19 protein-coding genes are annotated in these 17,116 nt (G+C 70.1%); 9 read left to right on the top strand and 10 right to left on the bottom strand.

Translation table 11 applies throughout. The annotated features are described in order from the left end of the window. Window positions 1-18: 18 nt before the first annotated feature. The gene (phoH2, locus tag ACU6WY_RS09370; RefSeq protein WP_483819399.1) at window positions 19-1,386 is read left to right on the top strand and encodes an RNA 5'-3' helicase PhoH2; all 1,368 of its coding nucleotides are present in this window, start codon (window positions 19-21) and stop codon (window positions 1,384-1,386) included. A 298-nt stretch (window positions 1,387-1,684) separates the two neighbouring features. Here the strand turns inward: phoH2 and ACU6WY_RS09365 are convergent, their stop codons facing one another. The 7 genes from ACU6WY_RS09365 to xseA are packed head-to-tail and all read right to left on the bottom strand — an operon-like array spanning window position 1,685 to window position 8,061. Continuing rightward, a complete protein-coding gene (locus ACU6WY_RS09365; protein ID WP_483819398.1) occupies window positions 1,685-2,341 on the bottom strand; it encodes a response regulator transcription factor in 657 nt (218 codons plus the stop codon). Next, complete coding sequence (locus tag ACU6WY_RS09360) at window positions 2,338-3,753, bottom strand: sensor histidine kinase (protein WP_483819397.1); 1,416 nt, start codon at window positions 3,751-3,753, stop codon at window positions 2,338-2,340. Before ACU6WY_RS09360 ends, ACU6WY_RS09365 begins: the two co-directional genes overlap by 4 nt. Before the next feature lie 41 nt (window positions 3,754-3,794). Continuing rightward, window positions 3,795-5,189, bottom strand: a complete 1,395-nt coding sequence (locus tag ACU6WY_RS09355) for a class II fumarate hydratase (RefSeq protein WP_483819396.1) — start codon at window positions 5,187-5,189, stop codon at window positions 3,795-3,797. Between the two features lie 32 nt (window positions 5,190-5,221). After that, a complete protein-coding gene (locus tag ACU6WY_RS09350; protein ID WP_483821888.1) occupies window positions 5,222-5,866 on the bottom strand; it encodes a carbonic anhydrase in 645 nt (214 codons plus the stop codon). Window positions 5,867-5,874: 8 nt separating this feature from the next. Next, a complete protein-coding gene (locus tag ACU6WY_RS09345; RefSeq protein ID WP_483819395.1) occupies window positions 5,875-6,507 on the bottom strand; it encodes a DUF4245 family protein in 633 nt (210 codons plus the stop codon). Next, on the bottom strand, window positions 6,507-6,746 hold the full coding sequence (locus ACU6WY_RS09340; protein WP_483819394.1) for an exodeoxyribonuclease VII small subunit: 240 nt from the start codon (window positions 6,744-6,746) through the stop codon (window positions 6,507-6,509). The genes ACU6WY_RS09345 and ACU6WY_RS09340 overlap by 1 nt, the downstream gene beginning before the upstream one ends. Before the next feature lies 1 nt (window position 6,747). Continuing rightward, a complete protein-coding gene (gene xseA / locus ACU6WY_RS09335; protein ID WP_483819393.1) occupies window positions 6,748-8,061 on the bottom strand; it encodes an exodeoxyribonuclease VII large subunit in 1,314 nt (437 codons plus the stop codon). Between the two features lie 66 nt (window positions 8,062-8,127). On the opposite strand from xseA, the gene ACU6WY_RS09330 reads away from it, so the two are divergent. From ACU6WY_RS09330 to ACU6WY_RS09310, 5 genes are read left to right on the top strand one after another with little or no spacing between them, the layout of a single operon-like run. Next, window positions 8,128-9,189: a 4-hydroxy-3-methylbut-2-enyl diphosphate reductase gene (locus ACU6WY_RS09330; RefSeq protein WP_483819392.1), complete on the top strand. Its 1,062-nt coding sequence runs from the start codon at window positions 8,128-8,130 to the stop codon at window positions 9,187-9,189. Then, on the top strand, window positions 9,186-9,728 hold the full coding sequence (locus tag ACU6WY_RS09325) for a DUF6264 family protein (RefSeq protein WP_483819391.1): 543 nt from the start codon (window positions 9,186-9,188) through the stop codon (window positions 9,726-9,728). The genes ACU6WY_RS09330 and ACU6WY_RS09325 overlap by 4 nt, the downstream gene beginning before the upstream one ends. A 53-nt stretch (window positions 9,729-9,781) precedes the next feature. Beyond that, entirely contained in the window at window positions 9,782-10,285 is a 504-nt protein-coding gene (locus ACU6WY_RS09320; RefSeq protein WP_483819390.1) for a sigma-70 family RNA polymerase sigma factor, read from the top strand. Continuing rightward, the gene (locus tag ACU6WY_RS09315; protein ID WP_483819389.1) at window positions 10,282-10,989 is read left to right on the top strand and encodes a zf-HC2 domain-containing protein; all 708 of its coding nucleotides are present in this window, start codon (window positions 10,282-10,284) and stop codon (window positions 10,987-10,989) included. Before ACU6WY_RS09320 ends, ACU6WY_RS09315 begins: the two co-directional genes overlap by 4 nt. Window positions 10,990-10,998: 9 nt before the next feature. Further along, complete coding sequence (locus ACU6WY_RS09310) at window positions 10,999-11,544, top strand: MOSC domain-containing protein (protein ID WP_483819388.1); 546 nt, start codon at window positions 10,999-11,001, stop codon at window positions 11,542-11,544. Window positions 11,545-11,590: 46 nt separating this feature from the next. Here ACU6WY_RS09310 and fbaA read toward each other — a convergent pair whose 3' ends face one another. Next, window positions 11,591-12,619 (bottom strand): class II fructose-bisphosphate aldolase, encoded by a 1,029-nt coding sequence (fbaA, locus tag ACU6WY_RS09305; RefSeq protein ID WP_483819387.1) that lies wholly within the window; start codon window positions 12,617-12,619, stop codon window positions 11,591-11,593. A 179-nt stretch (window positions 12,620-12,798) separates the two neighbouring features. On the opposite strand from fbaA, the gene glpX reads away from it, so the two are divergent. After that, window positions 12,799-13,788, top strand: a complete 990-nt coding sequence (gene glpX / locus ACU6WY_RS09300) for a class II fructose-bisphosphatase (protein WP_483819386.1) — start codon at window positions 12,799-12,801, stop codon at window positions 13,786-13,788. A gap of 227 nt (window positions 13,789-14,015) precedes the next feature. Beyond that, window positions 14,016-14,225: a UDP-N-acetylmuramyl pentapeptide phosphotransferase gene (locus tag ACU6WY_RS09295; RefSeq protein ID WP_483819385.1), complete on the top strand. Its 210-nt coding sequence runs from the start codon at window positions 14,016-14,018 to the stop codon at window positions 14,223-14,225. 25 nt (window positions 14,226-14,250) lie between these two features. On the opposite strand, the gene ACU6WY_RS09290 is transcribed toward ACU6WY_RS09295, so the two are convergent. After that, complete coding sequence (locus ACU6WY_RS09290) at window positions 14,251-15,591, bottom strand: DNA recombination protein RmuC (RefSeq protein ID WP_483819384.1); 1,341 nt, start codon at window positions 15,589-15,591, stop codon at window positions 14,251-14,253. Between the two features lie 51 nt (window positions 15,592-15,642). After that, window positions 15,643-16,239, bottom strand: a complete 597-nt coding sequence (locus ACU6WY_RS09285; RefSeq protein WP_483819383.1) for a 3'-5' exonuclease — start codon at window positions 16,237-16,239, stop codon at window positions 15,643-15,645. 101 nt (window positions 16,240-16,340) lie between these two features. Between ACU6WY_RS09285 and ACU6WY_RS09280 the strand changes: the two genes are divergently transcribed. Then, a complete protein-coding gene (locus ACU6WY_RS09280; RefSeq protein WP_483819382.1) occupies window positions 16,341-17,090 on the top strand; it encodes a class I SAM-dependent methyltransferase in 750 nt (249 codons plus the stop codon). The last annotated feature ends 26 nt before the right edge of the window (window positions 17,091-17,116 follow it).

Here is a 17,116-nt window from a genome sequence, read left to right as displayed (position 1 = left end):
CCGGGTCGGGAGTGGGTTGTGACTGCACGAGCACCGTACGACCAGCGTCACGTCGTCGAGAGCACTGTTTCGGAATCCGATGCCTCAGCCGATGAGGCTCTGCGCACCTACGTCTTGGATACCTCGGTTCTGCTGAGCGATCCGCGGGCGTTCTTCCGGTTCGCCGAGCACTCCGTCGTGATCCCGGTCGTCGTGATCACCGAACTCGAGGGCAAACGCCACGACCCTGAGATCGGCTACTTCGCCCGCCAGGCTCTGCGCCACCTCGACGAGCTGCGCATCGAGCATGGCCGCCTGGACTTCCCCGTTCCCGTCGGTACCGGCGGGACGCTGCGTGTCGAGCTGAACAACACCGATCCGTCGGTCCTGCCCTCGGGTATGCGTCTGGGCGACAACGACAGTCGCATCCTGGCGGTGGCGATGAACATCGCCCGCGATGGCGCCGAAGTGACCGTCGTGTCGAAAGACCTTCCCATGCGGGTGAAGGCGGCGTCCCTCGGGCTCTCCGCCGAGGAGTACCTCGCCGAGCAGGCGATGGACTCCGGCTGGACGGGTATCGCCTCGATCGATGTCTCCGGCGACGATCTCAGCGATCTGTACGAGGCGGAGGTCGCGTCGAGCGACGACGTCCTCGGTCTTCCGGTGAACACCGGGCTGATCATCCACTCCGAACGGGGTTCCGCCCTTGGCCGGGTCACCGGCGACGGGGAGTTGCGCCTGGTGCGCGGCGACCGCGACGCGTTCGGCCTGCACGGACGCTCGGCCGAGCAGCGCATCGCCCTCGACCTGCTGCTGGACCCCGAGGTGGGGATCGTCTCCCTCGGCGGCCGCGCGGGAACGGGCAAGTCGGCCCTCGCCCTGTGTGCGGCTCTCGAGTCGGTGCTGGAGCGGCAGCAGCAGAAGAAGATCATCGTGTTCCGCCCGCTGTTCGCGGTGGGCGGGCAGGAGCTCGGCTATCTGCCCGGCGATCAGGCCGAGAAGATGAACCCCTGGGGGCAGGCGGTCTTCGACACGCTCGGCTCGGTGGTCTCGGGCAACGTCCTCGAAGAGGTGCTCGCTCGGGGGCTCCTCGAGGTGATGCCGCTCACCCACATCCGCGGTCGCTCGCTCCACGACGCGTTCGTGATCGTCGACGAGGCGCAGTCGCTGGAGCGGAACGTTCTCCTCACCGTCCTCAGCCGGATCGGACAGAACTCCCGGGTCGTTCTCACCCACGACGTGGGGCAGCGCGACAACCTGCGGGTGGGTCGACACGACGGCGTCGCCTCGGTGATCGAGACGCTCAAGGGGCACGCCCTTTTCGGTCACGTCACGCTGACGCGGTCGGAGCGTTCGGCGATCGCCGCGCTGGTGACCGATCTCCTGGAGGCCGGGGAGCTCTCCTGATCGATTGCTGTCGAGGGGTCGGGATGCCAGGCATCCCGGCCCCTTCCTCGTTCCGGCACCGAAGATGAGAGCATTCTCATCCCGACCTCCTCGCTCTCTCACGTCGACAGGTCAGAGTGGACTCATCGGCGAGGGAGACCTCGTCACCGCTCCGGCGGTTCCCCCCAAGTGAATGAACACGAGATCCGTCTTGTCGCGCAGGTCGCCGACGTTTCGGGTACGTCGGCAGACCATCGCCGCGGATCTCCCCACCCCCTGGCCTCCCCCCGGCCAGGGGTTTTTGGGTTTCAGGGGTCGGTCACTCCCAGCGATAGCCGGCGCCACGGACCGTGACGATGCGCGCGGGGCCGAACTTCGCCCGAAGGTAACGCACGTACACGTCGACCACGTTGGAGCCGGGATCGAAGTCCATGCCCCATACCCGGCTGAGCAGCTGCTCCCGGCTGAGCACCTGTCCCGCGTGACGCACGAATTCTTCGGCGAGGGCGAACTCCCGCACGCTCAGGTCGATCTCCCGACCGCCCACCGAGGCTCGGCGGCTCAGGATGTCGAGCGACACGTCGGCGTGGGACACCGTGATGTTCCCCAGCGTCACCGGTTCGCGCAGGCGTGAACGCACGCGCGCGAGCAGCTCGTCGAACTTGAACGGCTTCGCGACGTAGTCGTTGGCTCCGGCATCCAAACCGTCCACGGTATCGCGCGTGCTCGTACGGGCGGTCAGCATGATCACCGGCACTGCGGAACCTTGGCCGCGCAGGCTCCGCAGCACTTCGAAGCCGTCCATGGTCGGCAGGCCTACGTCCAGAAGTACGAGGTCGACCTCGCCTGCGAGCGCGGTGTCGAGAGCTTCTGCGCCGTCTTCGACGATCAGGGTCTGATAGCCGGCCGACTCCAGTCCCTTCGCCACGAACGCCGAGATGCGTTCCTCGTCTTCGGCGATGAGGATCCGTGTCATCCAGTGGCCTCTCTTTGCATGACGACGTCTCCGGCGCGCACCGGAGTGGGAAGCTCAGCCGACGCGTGGGAGCCGCGCAGGGGGAGGGACAGGGTCATCGTTGCGCCCCCGCCCGGGGTGTCGCCGACCGTGCAGTGTCCGTCGTGCGCCTTGGCAATGGCATCCACGATCGACAGTCCGAGGCCCGATCCCTCCACCCCGCGGCGCGTGGAGATGCGGTCGAAACGGCGGAAGATGCGGTGGCGGGCCGCGGGCGGGATGCCGGGACCGTGGTCGCGCACCCACAGGTTCGCCGTGGTCCCGTCGGTGCTGCTGCCGATCTCGATGGGGCTGCCGGCGGGGGTGTACTTCGCGGCGTTGTCGGCCAACTGCACCCAGGCCTGCACCAGCCGGTCGTGGTCACCGTGGATACGCCCGCGTCCGCGCGACTCGATCGTCCAGATGTGCTCGGGGATGGCGCTGACCAGTTCCCCGACGCGGTCGGTGAGGGAGGCGACGTCGACGACGCCGGCCGACAGTGCACCCGCCTCGACCGCGGCGAGGTCGTCGATGTCGTCGACGAGCCGTGACATCCGGTCGAGTTCGGCGATACCGAGATCGCGCGTTTCGATCACGTCGCGCGCGTCTGCGGGATTCATGGTCTCGAGGTGGCCGCGCACGATCGTGATGGGGGTCTTCAGCTCGTGGCGCACGTCATCGAGGAGTTGGCGCTGCGCATCGACCGACATCGCGAGGCGGTCGAGCATCGAATTGACCGACGTGGTGAGACCGGAGATCTCGTCGTTGCCGCTCGCCGGGACGCGGGTGGCGAGATCCGCGATAGTGATCGCGTCGGCCGTGTCGCGCAGCCTGCGGAGCGGAGAGAACAGCCCACCGGTGACGAACCAGCCGGCCCCGCCGATCACCAGCAGAACGAGGAGGCCGGTGGTCGCATACGTGACGGTGGAGAGGTTCACCAGCTCCATGCGCTGATCGATCGAGATGGCCTGCACGATCGTCGCTTCCCCCGCGGGGACGGCCGCGTACAGCAGCGGGCCCTGGGCGCTGTCGATCCGGCCGCGTCTCTCGCCACGTTCCAGGGCGGCCGTCAGATCGTCGAGGAAGCCCGCGTCGGCGGAGAGCGAGAGCCCCGGGGGCGACGGGGTGGTGGCGAGGACCCGGGAGCCGGCGACGGCGAGAGTCCCATCGGTGCGACCGGGGATGGCCGCGGCCACGAGGTCGGCGGGATCCTGGCCGTCAGATGACACCGTCGAGACGAACCCGTCGAGCTGGCGTTCGGCGTTCGCGACCACACGATCGCTCTGGACGAGGAACGTCACGCTGCCGGCAACGATGAGCCCGAGCAGCACGACGCCGAGGATAGCCGCGAGGAGTCGCACGCGCGCCGAGATGGGTCTCGTGCGGCGGCTCATCCTCCGATTATGGCTCTCCCCGGCGTCGATCGCGCTTCGGCTCAGCCCGGGTGCGTCATCGACAGCAGGTCGAGCTTGGCGTCGAGCACCTCTTCGGTGATCTCGCCGCGCTCGACGTACCCGAGGTCGATGACGGCCTCGCGCACGGTGATGCCCTCGGCGACGGCGTGCTTGGCGATCTTGGCGGCGGCCTCGTAGCCGATCACCTTGTTCAGCGGTGTCACGATCGAGGGCGACATGCCCGCGAACGCCTCGGCACGAGCCACGTTGGCCTGGAGGCCATCGATCGTCTTGTCGGCGAGGACCCGCAGCGTGTTCGAGAGCAGACGGATGGACTCCAGCAGTGCCGTGCCCATGACGGGGATGGCGACGTTGAGCTCGAACGACCCCGAGGCTCCGGCCCAGGCGACGGTGGCGTCGTTACCGATGACGCGGGCGCACACCATCAGGGTCGCCTCGGGCACGACGGGGTTGACCTTGCCGGGCATGATCGAGGAGCCGGGCTGCAGGTCGGGGATGTGGAGCTCGCCGAGCCCGGTGTTCGGGCCTGAACCCATCCAGCGGATGTCGTTGTTGATCTTCGTCAGCGACACCGCGATCGTGCGGAGGGCACCGGAGGCCTCGACGAGACCGTCGCGGTTGGCCTGCGCCTCGAAGTGGTCTTTGGCCTCGGTGATGGGAAGTTCGGTCTCGGCCGCGAGCAGCTCGATGACCTTCTGCGGGAAGCCGAGGGGCGTGTTGATCCCGGTGCCGACGGCGGTGCCGCCCAGGGGCACCTCGCCGACGCGGGGGAGGACCGCCTGCACGCGCTCGATGCCGAGGCGCATCTGGCGGGCGTAGCCGCCGAACTCCTGGCCGAGCGTGACGGGGGTGGCATCCATGAGGTGGGTGCGTCCCGACTTGACGATGCCCTTCCACGCCTCGGCCTTGGCTTCGAGCGCCACCGAGAGGTGGTCGAGCGCGGGGATGAGGTCGTCGATGAGGGCCTGGGTGACGGCGATGTGCACCGAGGTCGGGAAGACGTCATTCGAGGACTGCGAGGCGTTGACGTGGTCGTTCGGGTGCACCGTCTCGCCGAGGATGCGGGTGGCGAGGGTCGCCAGCACCTCGTTCATGTTCATGTTCGACGAGGTGCCGCTGCCGGTCTGGTACGTGTCGACCGGGAACTGCGCGTCGTGTGCGCCGGTGACGACCTCATCGGCCGCCTGCGCGATCGCGTCGGCGATGCGGGCATCGAGCGTGCCGAGGTCTTTGTTGGCCAGGGCCGCGGCCTTCTTGATGCGCGCGAGCGCGGCGATCTGCGTCGACTCCAGGCCCGAGCCCGAGATGGGGAAGTTCTCGACCGCGCGCTGTGTCTGCGCGGCGTAGAGGGCGTCCTTCGGCACCCGCACCTCACCCATGGTGTCGTGTTCGATGCGGTACTCGATGTCGGTCACGTCGTCGTTCCTCCAGGTCGTTCTCTGTGGTCTCAGGCGCGGGGTTCGTCTACGTCGCCCACGGTCACGACGGGGACGGCTTCCCCGTCGTCGAGTCGGTAGTTGGCCCCCACGACCGCGACCCGGCCGTCGGCAACGGCGTCGCTGATGAGCTCGGAGGCCCGGAGCAGGTCGGCCACGGTGTGGCGCAGGTGCTCCTGGCCCACGAGTTCGGGGTCGACGCGGTCGGCGGTGTGCCCCGCCGCGGTCTCGGCGCGCTGGACGCGGCGCACGGCGGGCACGATCGGCGCGATCTGACGCCAGATGTAGGCGGGCAGCGTCGGAGCGTCCATGCCCGTGCTGTCGATTGCGGCACCGACGGCACCGCACGCATCGTGCGCGAGCACCACGATCAGGGGGACCTCCAGCACGCCGACGGCGTATTCGAGGCTCCCGATCACCGAGTCGGAAATGACCTGGCCGGCGTTGCGGACGACGAACAGGTCACCCAGGCCCTGGTCGAAGATGATCTCGGCCGCCAGGCGCGAGTCGGAGCAGCCGAAGAGCGCCGCCGTGGGGTGTTGCGAGGTCGCGAGTTCGGCGCGGCGCTCGACGTCTTGCCGGGGGTGCGCGGGCTCGCCGGAGACGAACCGTCGGTTGCCCTCGACCATCTGGCTCCACACGGCGCGCGGTGTCATTCGATCGTTCACGGGACCTCTCTCAGTTCGCGGACCTGTGCGGTCACGGATGCCGCGGCGAGTGCCGTGGTCTCGGGGCTGGCGTCGCCGTAGACGAGCACCTGGTCGGGTCCGGCGGCCGTCGACAGGGCGTAGGAGATGTTGCCGGCGCGCTCGGGGTCGCTCGGGCGGTACACGTTCCACGCGATGCCGTCGATGTCGATGGTCTCGGTGCTGCGGGCACCGCCGAGAATCTGGGCGACCCACTCCTCGCCCGCATCGAGCCCCTGGGCCACGCGGACGAACCCGGACTCGCCCGACCGGACGTACACCATCGTCCACGCGTCGGTGCCACCCTGACCCTCGGTCATGGCCTGGTTCACCCGCCAGCCCTCGGGGAGGGCGGGAGAGAGCGCCGGCCGGCCAAGGTCGGCGGAGAGCTCGGCCGCGAGGGCCGGCACGTCGGGCTGGGGGCGCGGTGCAGGCTCGCCGCGCGGGACCGCGGCGATGACGACGAGGACAACCGCCACGGTCACGAGCAGCGCGGCGATGAGGTTGCGGAAGGTCTTGCTCGAGCGGTAGCGGCGCGAGGATTCCGCCTTGCGGGCCGCGGTCTCTTCCGGCGTCTCGGGGCGCCCGAGCTCGGCGACGATGCGGGCCATCAGGCCTCCTCGCCCTCGCCGCGGGCGGCGTCGAGCCGACGCTTCGCGCCCAGGAGCCACTCCTCGCACCGGGCCGAGAGCTGTTCGCCGCGCTCCCACAGAGCGAGGGATTCTTCCAGCGTGGGGGCGCCCTGCTCGAGCTGAGCGACGACGCGGACGAGCTCGTCTCGGGCCTGTTCGAACGACAGCGACGCCACGTCGGCGACAGGGCCGGAAGGCGTCTCGGTCATGGCATCCATCTTAGGCGGGACCGGCGACACGGCCGCCGTCGGACGGGTCGGCGGACGGGCCGGCTTCACCCTCGGAGCGTGCCGCGACCGCACCGCGGGCGACGGTGACGATCAGGGGCGTGCCGGCCGGCGCCTGCTCGGCATCGCGAACGATCCCACCTCCGGCGACCTGCGCGATCGCGTAGCCGCGCGCGAGGGTCGCTTCGGGTGACAGCGCGCGCAGCGAGGCTCGTAGCTCGCGCGTGCGGCGTTCCTCGCTCTGGAGTCGTCGGTCGACGACGTCGCGACCCCGCGTGGAGAGCATCCACACGTCCTGAGCGCGTGCGGTGAGCATCGAGTGCGGCGTGCGCAGCACCGGGCGCGACCGCAGCTGTTCGAGCTGCGCGATGTCGTGCAGCACGCGCTGGGTGAGGCGGCCGGTGAGGCGCGCCCGAAGCTGCGCGACGAGGGCCCGCTGTTCGCTGACGTCGGGGACGACGCGCTTGGCGGCGTCGGTGGGGGTGGAGGCCCGCACGTCGGCGACGTCGTCGAGCAGGGGGCGGTCGTTCTCGTGACCGATGGCGCTGACGATGGGCGTGGATGCCGCGGCCACCGCGCGCACGAGCCGCTCGTCGCTGAAGCCGAGGAGCGTCTGCGGATCACCGCCGCCGCGGGCGATCACGATCACGTCGACTTCGGGATCGGCGTCGAGCGCCGCGAGTGCGGCCAGGGTCTCGGGCACGCACCGGTCGCCCTGCACCGCGGCGTATCGGGTGCGGAAGCGCACCTGGGGCCAGCGCAGTTCTGCGTTGCGGTGCACGTCTTTCTCGGCGTCGGAGTTCTCGCCCGTGATGAGTCCGATGCAGTGGGGGAGGAAGGGCAGCTTCTTCTTGCGGACGGGGTCGAACAGCCCCTCGGACCGCAGCTGGGCGCGCAGGCGTTCGAGACGCTCGAGCTGTTCGCCGAGGCCCACGTGGCGCATGGCCGAGATGGCGAAGGAGAAGTCGCCGGTGCGGGGGAAGTAGTCGGCCTTCACGCACGCGACGACGTGGTCGCCGACCCGCAGATCTTTCGGCAGGCGCGCGAGAGTGCTCGACCAGATGCGGAAGGCCACGGTCGACTCGGTGCCGAGGTCTTTCAGCCGACCGAACACGTTGCCGCCGCGGCGGTTGAACGAGGTGATCTCGCCCTCGACCCACACCGACCCCCAGCGTTCGATGAAGCCGCGGATCGTGTCGTTGAGGCGCGAGACCGAGGTGGGGGCGTCGGTGCGCGAGTCGCGCGGGTGGACCGAGTCGGCCGGGGGCGCGAGGCCCTCCACGGCTTCGGGTTGGAAGGAGGTCATGGTCTCCGTGCGGGTCGTGGTGGCCGATTCGGCCGTCGTCCAGGGGCGCCCCGGTAGAATCGGGGTGTGAGCACACCTGTCGTCCAGTTGCCCGTTCCCCGGATTCCGGGTCGACGCGGGCGCCTCCAGGATATCCCGGTCGAAGGACAGAAGAAGGTGCTGTTGGCGGCGCCTCGGGGATACTGCGCGGGCGTCGATCGCGCGGTCATCGCTGTGGAGAAGGCGCTCGAGCGCTACGGTGCGCCGGTCTACGTGCGCAAGCAGATCGTCCACAACATCCATGTCGTCACCGAGCTCGAGAAGAAGGGCGCGATCTTCGTCGAGGAGGTCGACGAGGTCCCCGGCGGCGCGCACGTCGTCTTCAGCGCGCACGGGGTGTCGCCGGCGGTGGTGTCGGCCGCCGCTGACCGCGGCCTGCAGGCGATCGACGCCACGTGCCCCCTCGTCACGAAGGTGCACCGCGAGGCCGTGCGCTTCGCGCGCGATGACTTCGAGATCCTCCTGATCGGTCACGAAGGGCACGAAGAGGTCGAGGGCACGGCGGGCGAGGCCCCCGAGCACGTCACCGTCGTCAACTCGCCCGACCACGCCGACACGGTCGAGGTGCGCGACCCGTCGAAGGTCGTGTGGCTCTCGCAGACCACGCTCTCGGTCGACGAGACCATGGAGACCGTCCGCCGCCTGCGCCTGCGCTTCCCCCACTTGCAGGACCCGCCGTCCGACGACATCTGCTACGCCACGCAGAACCGTCAGGTCGCGATCAAGAAGGTCGCCGTCGGCGCCGATCTGGTGATCGTCGTCGGATCGGCCAACTCCTCCAACAGCGTGCGACTGGTGGAGGTCGCGCTCGAGCACGGAGCCAAGGCCGCGTACCGGGTCGACTATGTCGACGAGGTCCGGCAGGAGTGGCTCGAGGGCGTCGAGACCGTGGGCGTGACCAGCGGCGCGTCGGTGCCCGAGGTGCTCGTGACCGAGGTGCTCGAAGAGCTCGCCGGTGCCGGCTACCGCGACATCGAAGAGGTGCGCACCGCCGAGGAGGACCTCATGTTCTCGCTCCCCAAGGAGCTGCGCCAGGACTCCAGCGGCAAGCGCGACCAGCGTGCCCTGGGCGGCCGGGGCCGCGCGTGAGCGACGCCGACGCGCGCCCGTCGCGCCCGCAGTATGGGGAGTACGCCACTCCCGAGGAACAGCGCGCGCGGATCCAGCGGCCCGAGGCCACGGACTCCCTCGATTCGGGTGTGGCCCCGCAGCCGGTGCCGGCCGCAACAGAGGTGCCGCACAAGCGCGCGCGCGGCCCGCTGGCCGACCGTGCCATCACCGTCGTTCTGCTCGTCTACGGTCTGGTCTCGACGGTCTCGACGATCGTGCAGCTGCTCGACTTCCCGGGCTATGCCGAGCGCGCGGCGCAGATCCTCGGCGTCGAGGCGAGCTACACCAACCTCTCCGCCGGTTACGTGTGGGGTGCGGCGGCGTCGGTCGTCTACGGCATCGGGTACCTCGTCACCGCGGTGCTCACCTGGCGTCGTCTCGGGCGCGGCCGCATCTCGTTCTGGGTCCCGCTCGTGGGCTTCGTCGTCACGACCCTCCTCGCGGGGGTGTGCATCACGGTCGCCCTGGTGTCCGACCCGGCTTTCCTCGCGGCTCTCAGCGGCGCCGTCGGCAGCTGAACCGACGGGCACGGCATCCCGTGTTCTCTTGAGGACGAGAGGAAGGGAGTCGCGTGCGAGACGAGCAGGCACAGCTGACGGCGCTGTACGACGCGCACGCCGCGCCCGTGTGGCGCTACGTCGTCAGTCTCACCGGTGACCACGCCGGTGCCGACGACGTCGTTCAAGAGACGCTCCTGCGCGCCTGGCGAACGCCCCGTGTCATGGCTGACGACCCTTCGACGCTGCGTTCGTGGATGTTCACCGTGGCGCGCAACATCGTCATCGACGAGGCACGCAGCGCACGACGCCGCCACGAGCAGCCCGTCGACGAGGTGCCCGAGATGGCCCGCCACGACGACACGGATGCCATGTTCGACGCGCTGCTCGTCGAAGAGGCGCTCGCGACGCTCACACCTGATCACCGCGCGGTCATCGTCTCCGCGTACTACGGCGGGCGCAGTGTCGCTCAAGCCGCCGAGGAGCTGGGAATCCCGGCCGGCACGGTGAAGTCGCGTCTGCACTATGCCGTGCGCGCTCTGCGACTCGCCCTGCAGGAGAGAGGGGTGACCCGATGACGACCGAACACGAGCGCCTCGCGACCTGGGATGGCGCGTATGTGCTCGGCGCGCTGTCCGCGCCCGACCGCGCGGAGTTCGAGCAGCACCTCTCGCGCTGCCCCGTGTGCCGCGAGGCCGTGGCAGAACTGGCCCCCACGGCGGGATTGCTCTCGCGCCTCTCGGCGGAGCGCGCGCGAGCGATCGGCGAGACGGATGCCGCCCCCCTTCCGGCCGCGGCTCCCGACCCGGCCCTGCGCGGACGCGTCGTCCGCACCGCACGACGCCGGCGTCGGCGGACCGTCACTCTCTGGGCGGGAGCTGCCGCGGCGGCGCTCCTGGTGATCGCCGTGCCGAGCGTCATGGCGGTGACCCAGGGCCCGGCCGAGCCGTCGGGAATCGTCTACGCCCTCGATGACGTCGCGGGCGCCCCCCTCGAGGCCTCCGTGAAGCTCACCCCGGTCGACTGGGGGACTCGCATCGATCTCGTCTGCCAGTACACCGGCGAGGTGCTCGACGCCCCGCCCGGCGGCTGGCCGTACGCTCTGGCCGTCACCGACGACGCGGGTGCCACGACCGTGCTCTCCACCTGGCGTGCGGGCCCCGGCTCGACGACCGAATTGAGCGCCGGCACAGACCTGGCCGCGTCACGCATCGGCGCGGTCGAGATCCGCACCCTCGAGGGTGACCGCGTCGTCATGCGGCGCGACTTCGACACCCCGTAGCATCGACGGATGCCGAGTCTCGTCGCCGTCTGTGCCGTTCATGCCCTGCGTCCGGATTCGGGATCGGTCGGGGTCACGGCCATCGATAAGCGGGCCCTCGAGGGTTCCGTGCGCGTCGGACCCCTCGGCATCCGCTCGGACGTGCAGGCGAGCCGCAAGCACCACGGCGGCCCCGATAAGGCGGTCTACGCCTACGCGCAGGAGGACGCCGAGTTCTGGGAGCGCGAACTCGGACGAGAGCTGCACCCGGGATGGTTCGGCGAGAACCTGAGGCTCGACGGGATCGACGTCAACGGCGCGCGGATCGGGGAGGTGTGGCGCATCGGCGACACCGTTCAGGTCGAGGTGACCATGCCGCGCACCCCGTGCGCCACGTTCTCGCGGTGGGTGGGCGGGTCCGCGGCCCGCGGCTGGGTCAAGCGCTTCTCGGACGAGGGCCGTCTGGGAGCGTATCTGCGTGTCCGTCGCGCGGGCCAGGTACGAGCGGGGGATGCCGTGGAGGTGCTGTCGTCGCCGGCTGCGGCGCCCACGGTGCTCGAGCTGTACCGCTCCTGAAACGACGAACGCCCCGGCCGGAGCCGGGGCGTTCGGGTGAGCTGTCTCAGCCCAGCGACTTGCCGAAGGAGCCGAGCTGCTTCGTGGCCTCGACGACGCGGACGGCCATCGCCGACTCGGCGACCTTGCCCCACGCGCGCGGGTCGTACTGCTTCTTGTTGCCGACCTCGCCGTCGACCTTCAGCACGCCCTCGTAGTTCGAGAACATGTATCCCGCGATGGAGCGGGTGAAGGCGTACTGGGTGTCGGTGTCGATGTTCATCTTGACGACGCCGTTGGCGACCGCGAGGGCGATCTCCGCGTCGGTCGAGCCGCTGCCGCCGTGGAAGACGAGGTCGAGGGGCTTGGGACCGGTGCCGAACGCGGCGGCGATGCCCTCCTGGATCTCGCCCAGGAGTTCGGGGCGCAGCTTCACGCCGCCGGGCTTGTAGACGCCGTGCACGTTGCCGAAGGTGAGGGCCGAGATGTAGCGGCCGTTCTCGCCGAGGCCGAGGCGCTCGACGGCCTTCGTGACGTCGGCGACGGTCGTGTAGAGGGCGTCGTTCGAGCCCTCGTGCTGCACGCCGTCTTCCTCGCCGCCGACGACGCCGACCTCGATCTCGAGGATCGCGTTGATGTTCTTCATACGGGGGAGGAGTTCGGCGGCGATGTCGATGTTCTCGTCGAGCGGCACGGCCGAGCCGTCCCACATGTGCGACTGGAAGATCGGGTTACGGCCGGCCTTGACCTCTTCCTCGGAGGCCTCCAGCAGCGGGAGGACGAAGCCGGGGAGGGCGTCCTTCGGGCAGTGGTCGGTGTGCAGGGCAACCGTGATCGGGTAGTTCTTGGCGACCTCGGTGACGTACTTCGCGAAGGCGAGGGCGCCGGTGGCGCGAGCCTTCACCGTGTGGCCGGCGAAGTAGTCGGCTCCTCCGGTGGTGACCTGCAGGATGCCGTCCGAGCCGGCCTCGGTCAGGCCCTGGAGCACGGAGTTGATGGTCTGCGAGCTCGAGACGTTGATCGCGGGGTACGCGAAGCTGCCGGCCTTGGCGCGGTCGAGCATCTCGGCGTACTGCTCAGGGGTGGCGACGGGCATGGAGGTGCTCCTTGGTCGTGACAGGGACACGGTCACTCTAGCGAAGGCGCCGGATCGTGACGCCGAGGCGGGACGAGGAACACCGCAGTTCTGTCGCGATGTTAAGAATCGCCATTCCTTCCGCCGCGGACCGGGAAAAACCGGCGGATGTCACGGACACGATGACTACAGTGGGCCACATGGTGAGCCTGACGTCCGACATGAGCCCGTTGCACCCCGATCGGAACCTGGCTCTCGAGCTGGTGAGGGCGACCGAGGCCGCCTCGATCCGCGCCGTTCCCTTCATCGGCCGCGGCGACAAAGAAGCCGCCGATGGCGCCGCGGTGGATGCCATGCGGGCCTTCTTCACCACCGTCAACTTCGACGGCACGATCGTCATCGGCGAGGGCGAGAAAGACAACGCCCCCATGCTCTACAACGGCGAGCGAGTGGGCAGCGGACGCGGTCCGCGCTGCGACGTCGCGGTCGACCCCATCGACGGCACGTCGCTGACCGCCGCGGGCCGACAGAACGCGCTTTCGGTGATCGCCGTGTCCGACCACGGCACCATGCTGGACGCGTCCAGTGTCTTCTACATGGACAAGCTCGTCACGGGCCCGGCGGGAGTCGGCGTCGTCGACATCCGTCTGCCGATCGGGGAGAACATCCGCCTCTTGGCCAAGGCGCTGGGCAAGCCGGTCGACGAGATCGTCGTGTCGGTGCTCAACCGGCCCCGCCACGAGAAGCTCATCGCCGAGATCCGCGAGGCGGGTGCCGGCACGCGCCTCATGAGCGACGGCGACGTCGCCGGCGGTATCAACGCCGCGCGGCACAACGCCCGCACCGATATGTGCGTCGGCGTCGGCGGCAGCCCCGAGGGCATCGTGACGGCGTGTGCGATCAAGGCACTCGGTGGCCACATCCAGGGTGTGCTCATGCCGCGCACCGACGACGAGAAGCAGAAGGGCCGCGACGCGGGACTGAAGCTCGACGGCGATGTCTACGAGGCCGATGACCTCGTGCGCGGCAAGAACACGATCTTCGTGGCGACCGGGGTCACCGACGGACAGCTCGTGCAGGGTGTGCGCCGCGAAGGCGACTTCGTCTACACCGAGAGCGTCGTGCTGCGTGGCGCCTCGGGGACCCTGCGTCGTATCTCGTCGGAGCACCTCACCTCGAAGTGGCTCTGACCCACTGAGGGGCTCTGCCCCCCTGAGGGGAAGGCCGACGACCCGTGTGGCCGTGGCCGGGACCGGCGAAGGTCGCGTCAGCCCCGCCGCCGCGCCCGCGGATACGCAGGTACAGCCGGGCGTGTCGTTGTGCAAGCGTGACTCCCCGCGCGGGGGCTGCGTGGCAGAATCGACAGCGGTGTCAACGGCGACGCGATGTTCTTCCGAGACCCGAAGGGGGATCGCCCATGGCAGTTCCGACGAACTCGACCGCACCCCAGACGGGGGCGCACGCGGTCATCGCCGACGCCGTCGACCCTGCGCGCCGGCCCGATGTGCTCCTTCGTGTGCGGCGCGACGAGGGGCACGAGATCAGCGCGTGGTGGATGATCGGCGCCTTCGTCGGTGTCTCGGCCGCGGTCATCAGTCTCCTCAGCTGGGTGCCCGGCGGGTCTTGAGCCCGGCACCGCAGCGCAGCCCCGGTCACTGGTGAGCTGCAGCGCCTCCGTGGGTGTCTCCGAACCACTCCTCTCTGTCGACGTCGAGACCCGCCCGGATGCGGATGTCTCCCACGTCGGCGCCCGACATGGGCGGTGCATCGCCTGACCCGTCGATGAGTTCGGGCGCGGTCCAGCGTCGCGGCGCCGCCTCCAGCGGAGCGGGCGCGGCCACGGAGTCCAGCTTCGTCTCGTCGATGCCGGGGAACTTTCGCGCCGTGACGAGGACGCGCGTCTCCAGCGATCCCGCGAATTTGTTGTAGCTGTCGATCGTGCGCTCGAGGGCGCGGCGCAGGTCGCCTGCGTGGCCGGCGAGGATGCCGACCCGGTCGTACAGTTCCGTGCCCAGGGCGAAGAGGGTTCGCGCCTCGTCGGAGACGTCTTGCTGCGTCCACGTGAAAGCCACCGTCTTCAGCACGGCCCACAGATTGACGGGCGAGGCGAGGGCCACGCGACGCGTGAACGCATATTCGAGCAGCGTCGGGTCGTCGTCGAGCGCGGCCGAGAGAAGGGATTCGCTCGGCAGGAAGCAGATCACGAACTCGGGGCTGTGGGACAGGCCCGCCCAGTAGCTCTTCTTCGCGAGAGCGTCGACGTGGGCGCGCACGGCCTTGGTGTGCTTCGTCATGAGGGACGCCCGCCGTGCGCCCTCGTCGCCGTGCGCCGTCACCGGGATGGCGCTGGCCTGCAGGTAGGCGTCGAGGGGGACCTTGGCATCCACCGCCAAAGCCTTGCCGCCGGGAAGGCGCACGACCATGTCGGGCCGGCCGGCCCCGGCGTCGGAACTGATCGAGGACTGCAGGTCGAAGTCGACGTACCGGGTGAGTCCGGCGGCCTCGACGACGCGGCGCAACTGCGTCTCGCCCCACACGCCGCGCGTGCTTCCTGACCGCATCGCCGAGGCGAGGGCTTCGGTGGTGGCGCGCAGGGATTCGTCGACCTCACGCGACAGGCGCAGCTGCTCGCCGAGAGCGGAGTACTGCTCGACGCGGTCGCGCTCGAGCCCGTCGACCTTGCGCTGCATGGCGTCGAGGGTCTCGCGGACCGGGTCGAGCGCGCGCAGGACCGTCTGTTCGCGGCGCTCGCGCTCTTCGCGCGCGGCCTGATCGGCGCGCGCCTGGCCGACGGCGTCGCGGTAGAGGCCGGCCTGGTGATCGAGCTGCTGCTGCAACGCCCCGCGCGAAGATTCGGCCGCCGCGACGCGCGCGGCGAGATCGACCCGCTCGGCGGCGGCCCGTGAGGTGGCGCGCGCGGTGCCGAGGAACCACCCCGCACCGGCGCCGATCGCGAGGGCGAGGATCACGAAGATCAGGGCGATGGCATCCATGTGCTCAGTGTGACGCAGGCCTCCGACATCGCCGGTCGGCGTCCCGGCGGGTCAGGCGACGGCGCGTTCGAGACGGGGTTCGGGGGCGATCTGCGATACCCGCACGCCGAGGTGGGCGGCGAGATCGTGCACGTCGTCGACCCCGGCGCGGCGCGCGCAATCGATCGTGATCTCGGCGCACGCGACCGCGTCGGCGAGGGCGTCGTGATGCGCGAACGGCGAGCACCCGGCCTCGGCCGCGACGAGCGGCAGCCGGTAGGAGTCGAGGGTGTAGGTCTTGCGCGACATCTGCACGCTGCACAGGTACCGGTAGGGCGGGTACTCGTCGCCCGTGGCGGCGCAGGCCCGGCGCAGCACCGACATGTCGAAGCCGGCGTTGTGCGCCACGAGCACGTCGGCGCCCGCGAATGCCGTGAGGCGCGCGAGCTGGGTGCTCCAGTCGGGCGCATTCACCACATCCTCGGGACGGATGCCGTGGATGCCCACGTTGATCGCGGCGAAGTGGTCGTGTCCGGCCGGTGGCTTGATCAGCCAGGCGGCGGTGGCAACCACCCGACCGTTGCGGACGCGGGCCAGCCCCACCGCACACGCGGACGCACCACTGGAGTTCGCGGTTTCGAAGTCGATCGCGGTGAAATCCAGTGCCACGTTCCCACCCTCGCCCGGCAGGTGGCGGTCGGAGCGAAGGCGCGCCGTCGCCGTCGGGATCGGCAGGGTGGCGGCGCATACACGCGGCGTAGGGTCGAGGAATGACGGAGCGCGAGAAGTCGACGTCGTTCGGGCAGGCGGCCTCGGCGTATGAGTCGGGTCGCCCGGAGTATCCGGCCGAGGCGGTGGCGTGGATGCTCGCGCCGGTCCGCGAACCCGGCCGTGCGCTGAGGGTCGCCGACGTGGGCGCGGGCACCGGCAAGCTCACCCGGGCCGTCGTCGAGCTCGGCGCCGACGTGGTGGCGATCGATCCGGATGCCGCGATGCTCGCGTCGCTGCGCGAGAACGTCGTCGGCGTCCCCACGTTCGCGGGCACGGCGGAGAGCCTGCCGCTGCCGGATGCGGGCCTCGACGCCGTCGTGATGGGCCAGGCGTGGCACTGGGTGGATCCGGATGCCGGCTCCCGCGAGGTGGCGCGGACGCTGCGTGTGGGCGGAGTGCTCGGGCTCATCTGGAACATCCGCGACGAGCGGGAGGACTGGGTACGGAGCCTGACTCGGGTGATCGGGACGTCGAACGCCGAGCGACTCATCGCCGACGGGGGACCGCGGATTACCGAGCCCCTGGTCGACCTCGAACACCGGATCTGGTCATGGAGCCGCCGCATCTCCCTCGCTCAGCTTCGCGACCTCGTCTTCTCGCGCAGCGATTTCATCACGGCATCCCCCGAGGAGCGGGCACGCATCGATGCCGAGGTCGACGGGGTCGTGGCATCCATTCCCGGACTCGCCGACGGGGGAGCGGTCGAGCTGCCCTACGTCACGCACGCGTTCCGCGCGCGACGTCGCTGACGCCGTGGGCGCGCCCCGGGCCGGGT

This window comes from Microbacterium sp. ZW3a (genome assembly GCF_057167165.1).
This window is presented reverse-complemented; position numbering and strand designations above follow the sequence as displayed.

Excerpts from the sequence above, each read along its gene's own strand:
- ACU6WY_RS09365 (WP_483819398.1), bottom strand. The coding sequence starts at position 2,341 with ATGACACGGATCCTCATCGCCGAAGACGAGGAACGCATCTCGGCGTTC.
- ACU6WY_RS09360 (WP_483819397.1), bottom strand. The coding sequence starts at position 3,753 with ATGAGCCGCCGCACGAGACCCATCTCGGCGCGCGTGCGACTCCTCGCG.
- ACU6WY_RS09350 (WP_483821888.1), bottom strand. The coding sequence starts at position 5,866 with ATGACACCGCGCGCCGTGTGGAGCCAGATGGTCGAGGGCAACCGACGG.
- ACU6WY_RS09345 (WP_483819395.1), bottom strand. The coding sequence starts at position 6,507 with ATGGCCCGCATCGTCGCCGAGCTCGGGCGCCCCGAGACGCCGGAAGAG.
- ACU6WY_RS09340 (WP_483819394.1), bottom strand. The coding sequence starts at position 6,746 with ATGGATGCCATGACCGAGACGCCTTCCGGCCCTGTCGCCGACGTGGCG.
- xseA (WP_483819393.1), bottom strand. The coding sequence starts at position 8,061 with ATGACCTCCTTCCAACCCGAAGCCGTGGAGGGCCTCGCGCCCCCGGCC.
- ACU6WY_RS09315 (WP_483819389.1), top strand. The coding sequence starts at position 10,282 with ATGACGACCGAACACGAGCGCCTCGCGACCTGGGATGGCGCGTATGTG.
- ACU6WY_RS09310 (WP_483819388.1), top strand. The coding sequence starts at position 10,999 with ATGCCGAGTCTCGTCGCCGTCTGTGCCGTTCATGCCCTGCGTCCGGAT.
- fbaA (WP_483819387.1), bottom strand. The coding sequence starts at position 12,619 with ATGCCCGTCGCCACCCCTGAGCAGTACGCCGAGATGCTCGACCGCGCC.
- glpX (WP_483819386.1), top strand. The coding sequence starts at position 12,799 with ATGGTGAGCCTGACGTCCGACATGAGCCCGTTGCACCCCGATCGGAAC.
- ACU6WY_RS09295 (WP_483819385.1), top strand. The coding sequence starts at position 14,016 with ATGGCAGTTCCGACGAACTCGACCGCACCCCAGACGGGGGCGCACGCG.
- ACU6WY_RS09290 (WP_483819384.1), bottom strand. The coding sequence starts at position 15,591 with ATGGATGCCATCGCCCTGATCTTCGTGATCCTCGCCCTCGCGATCGGC.
- ACU6WY_RS09280 (WP_483819382.1), top strand. The coding sequence starts at position 16,341 with ATGACGGAGCGCGAGAAGTCGACGTCGTTCGGGCAGGCGGCCTCGGCG.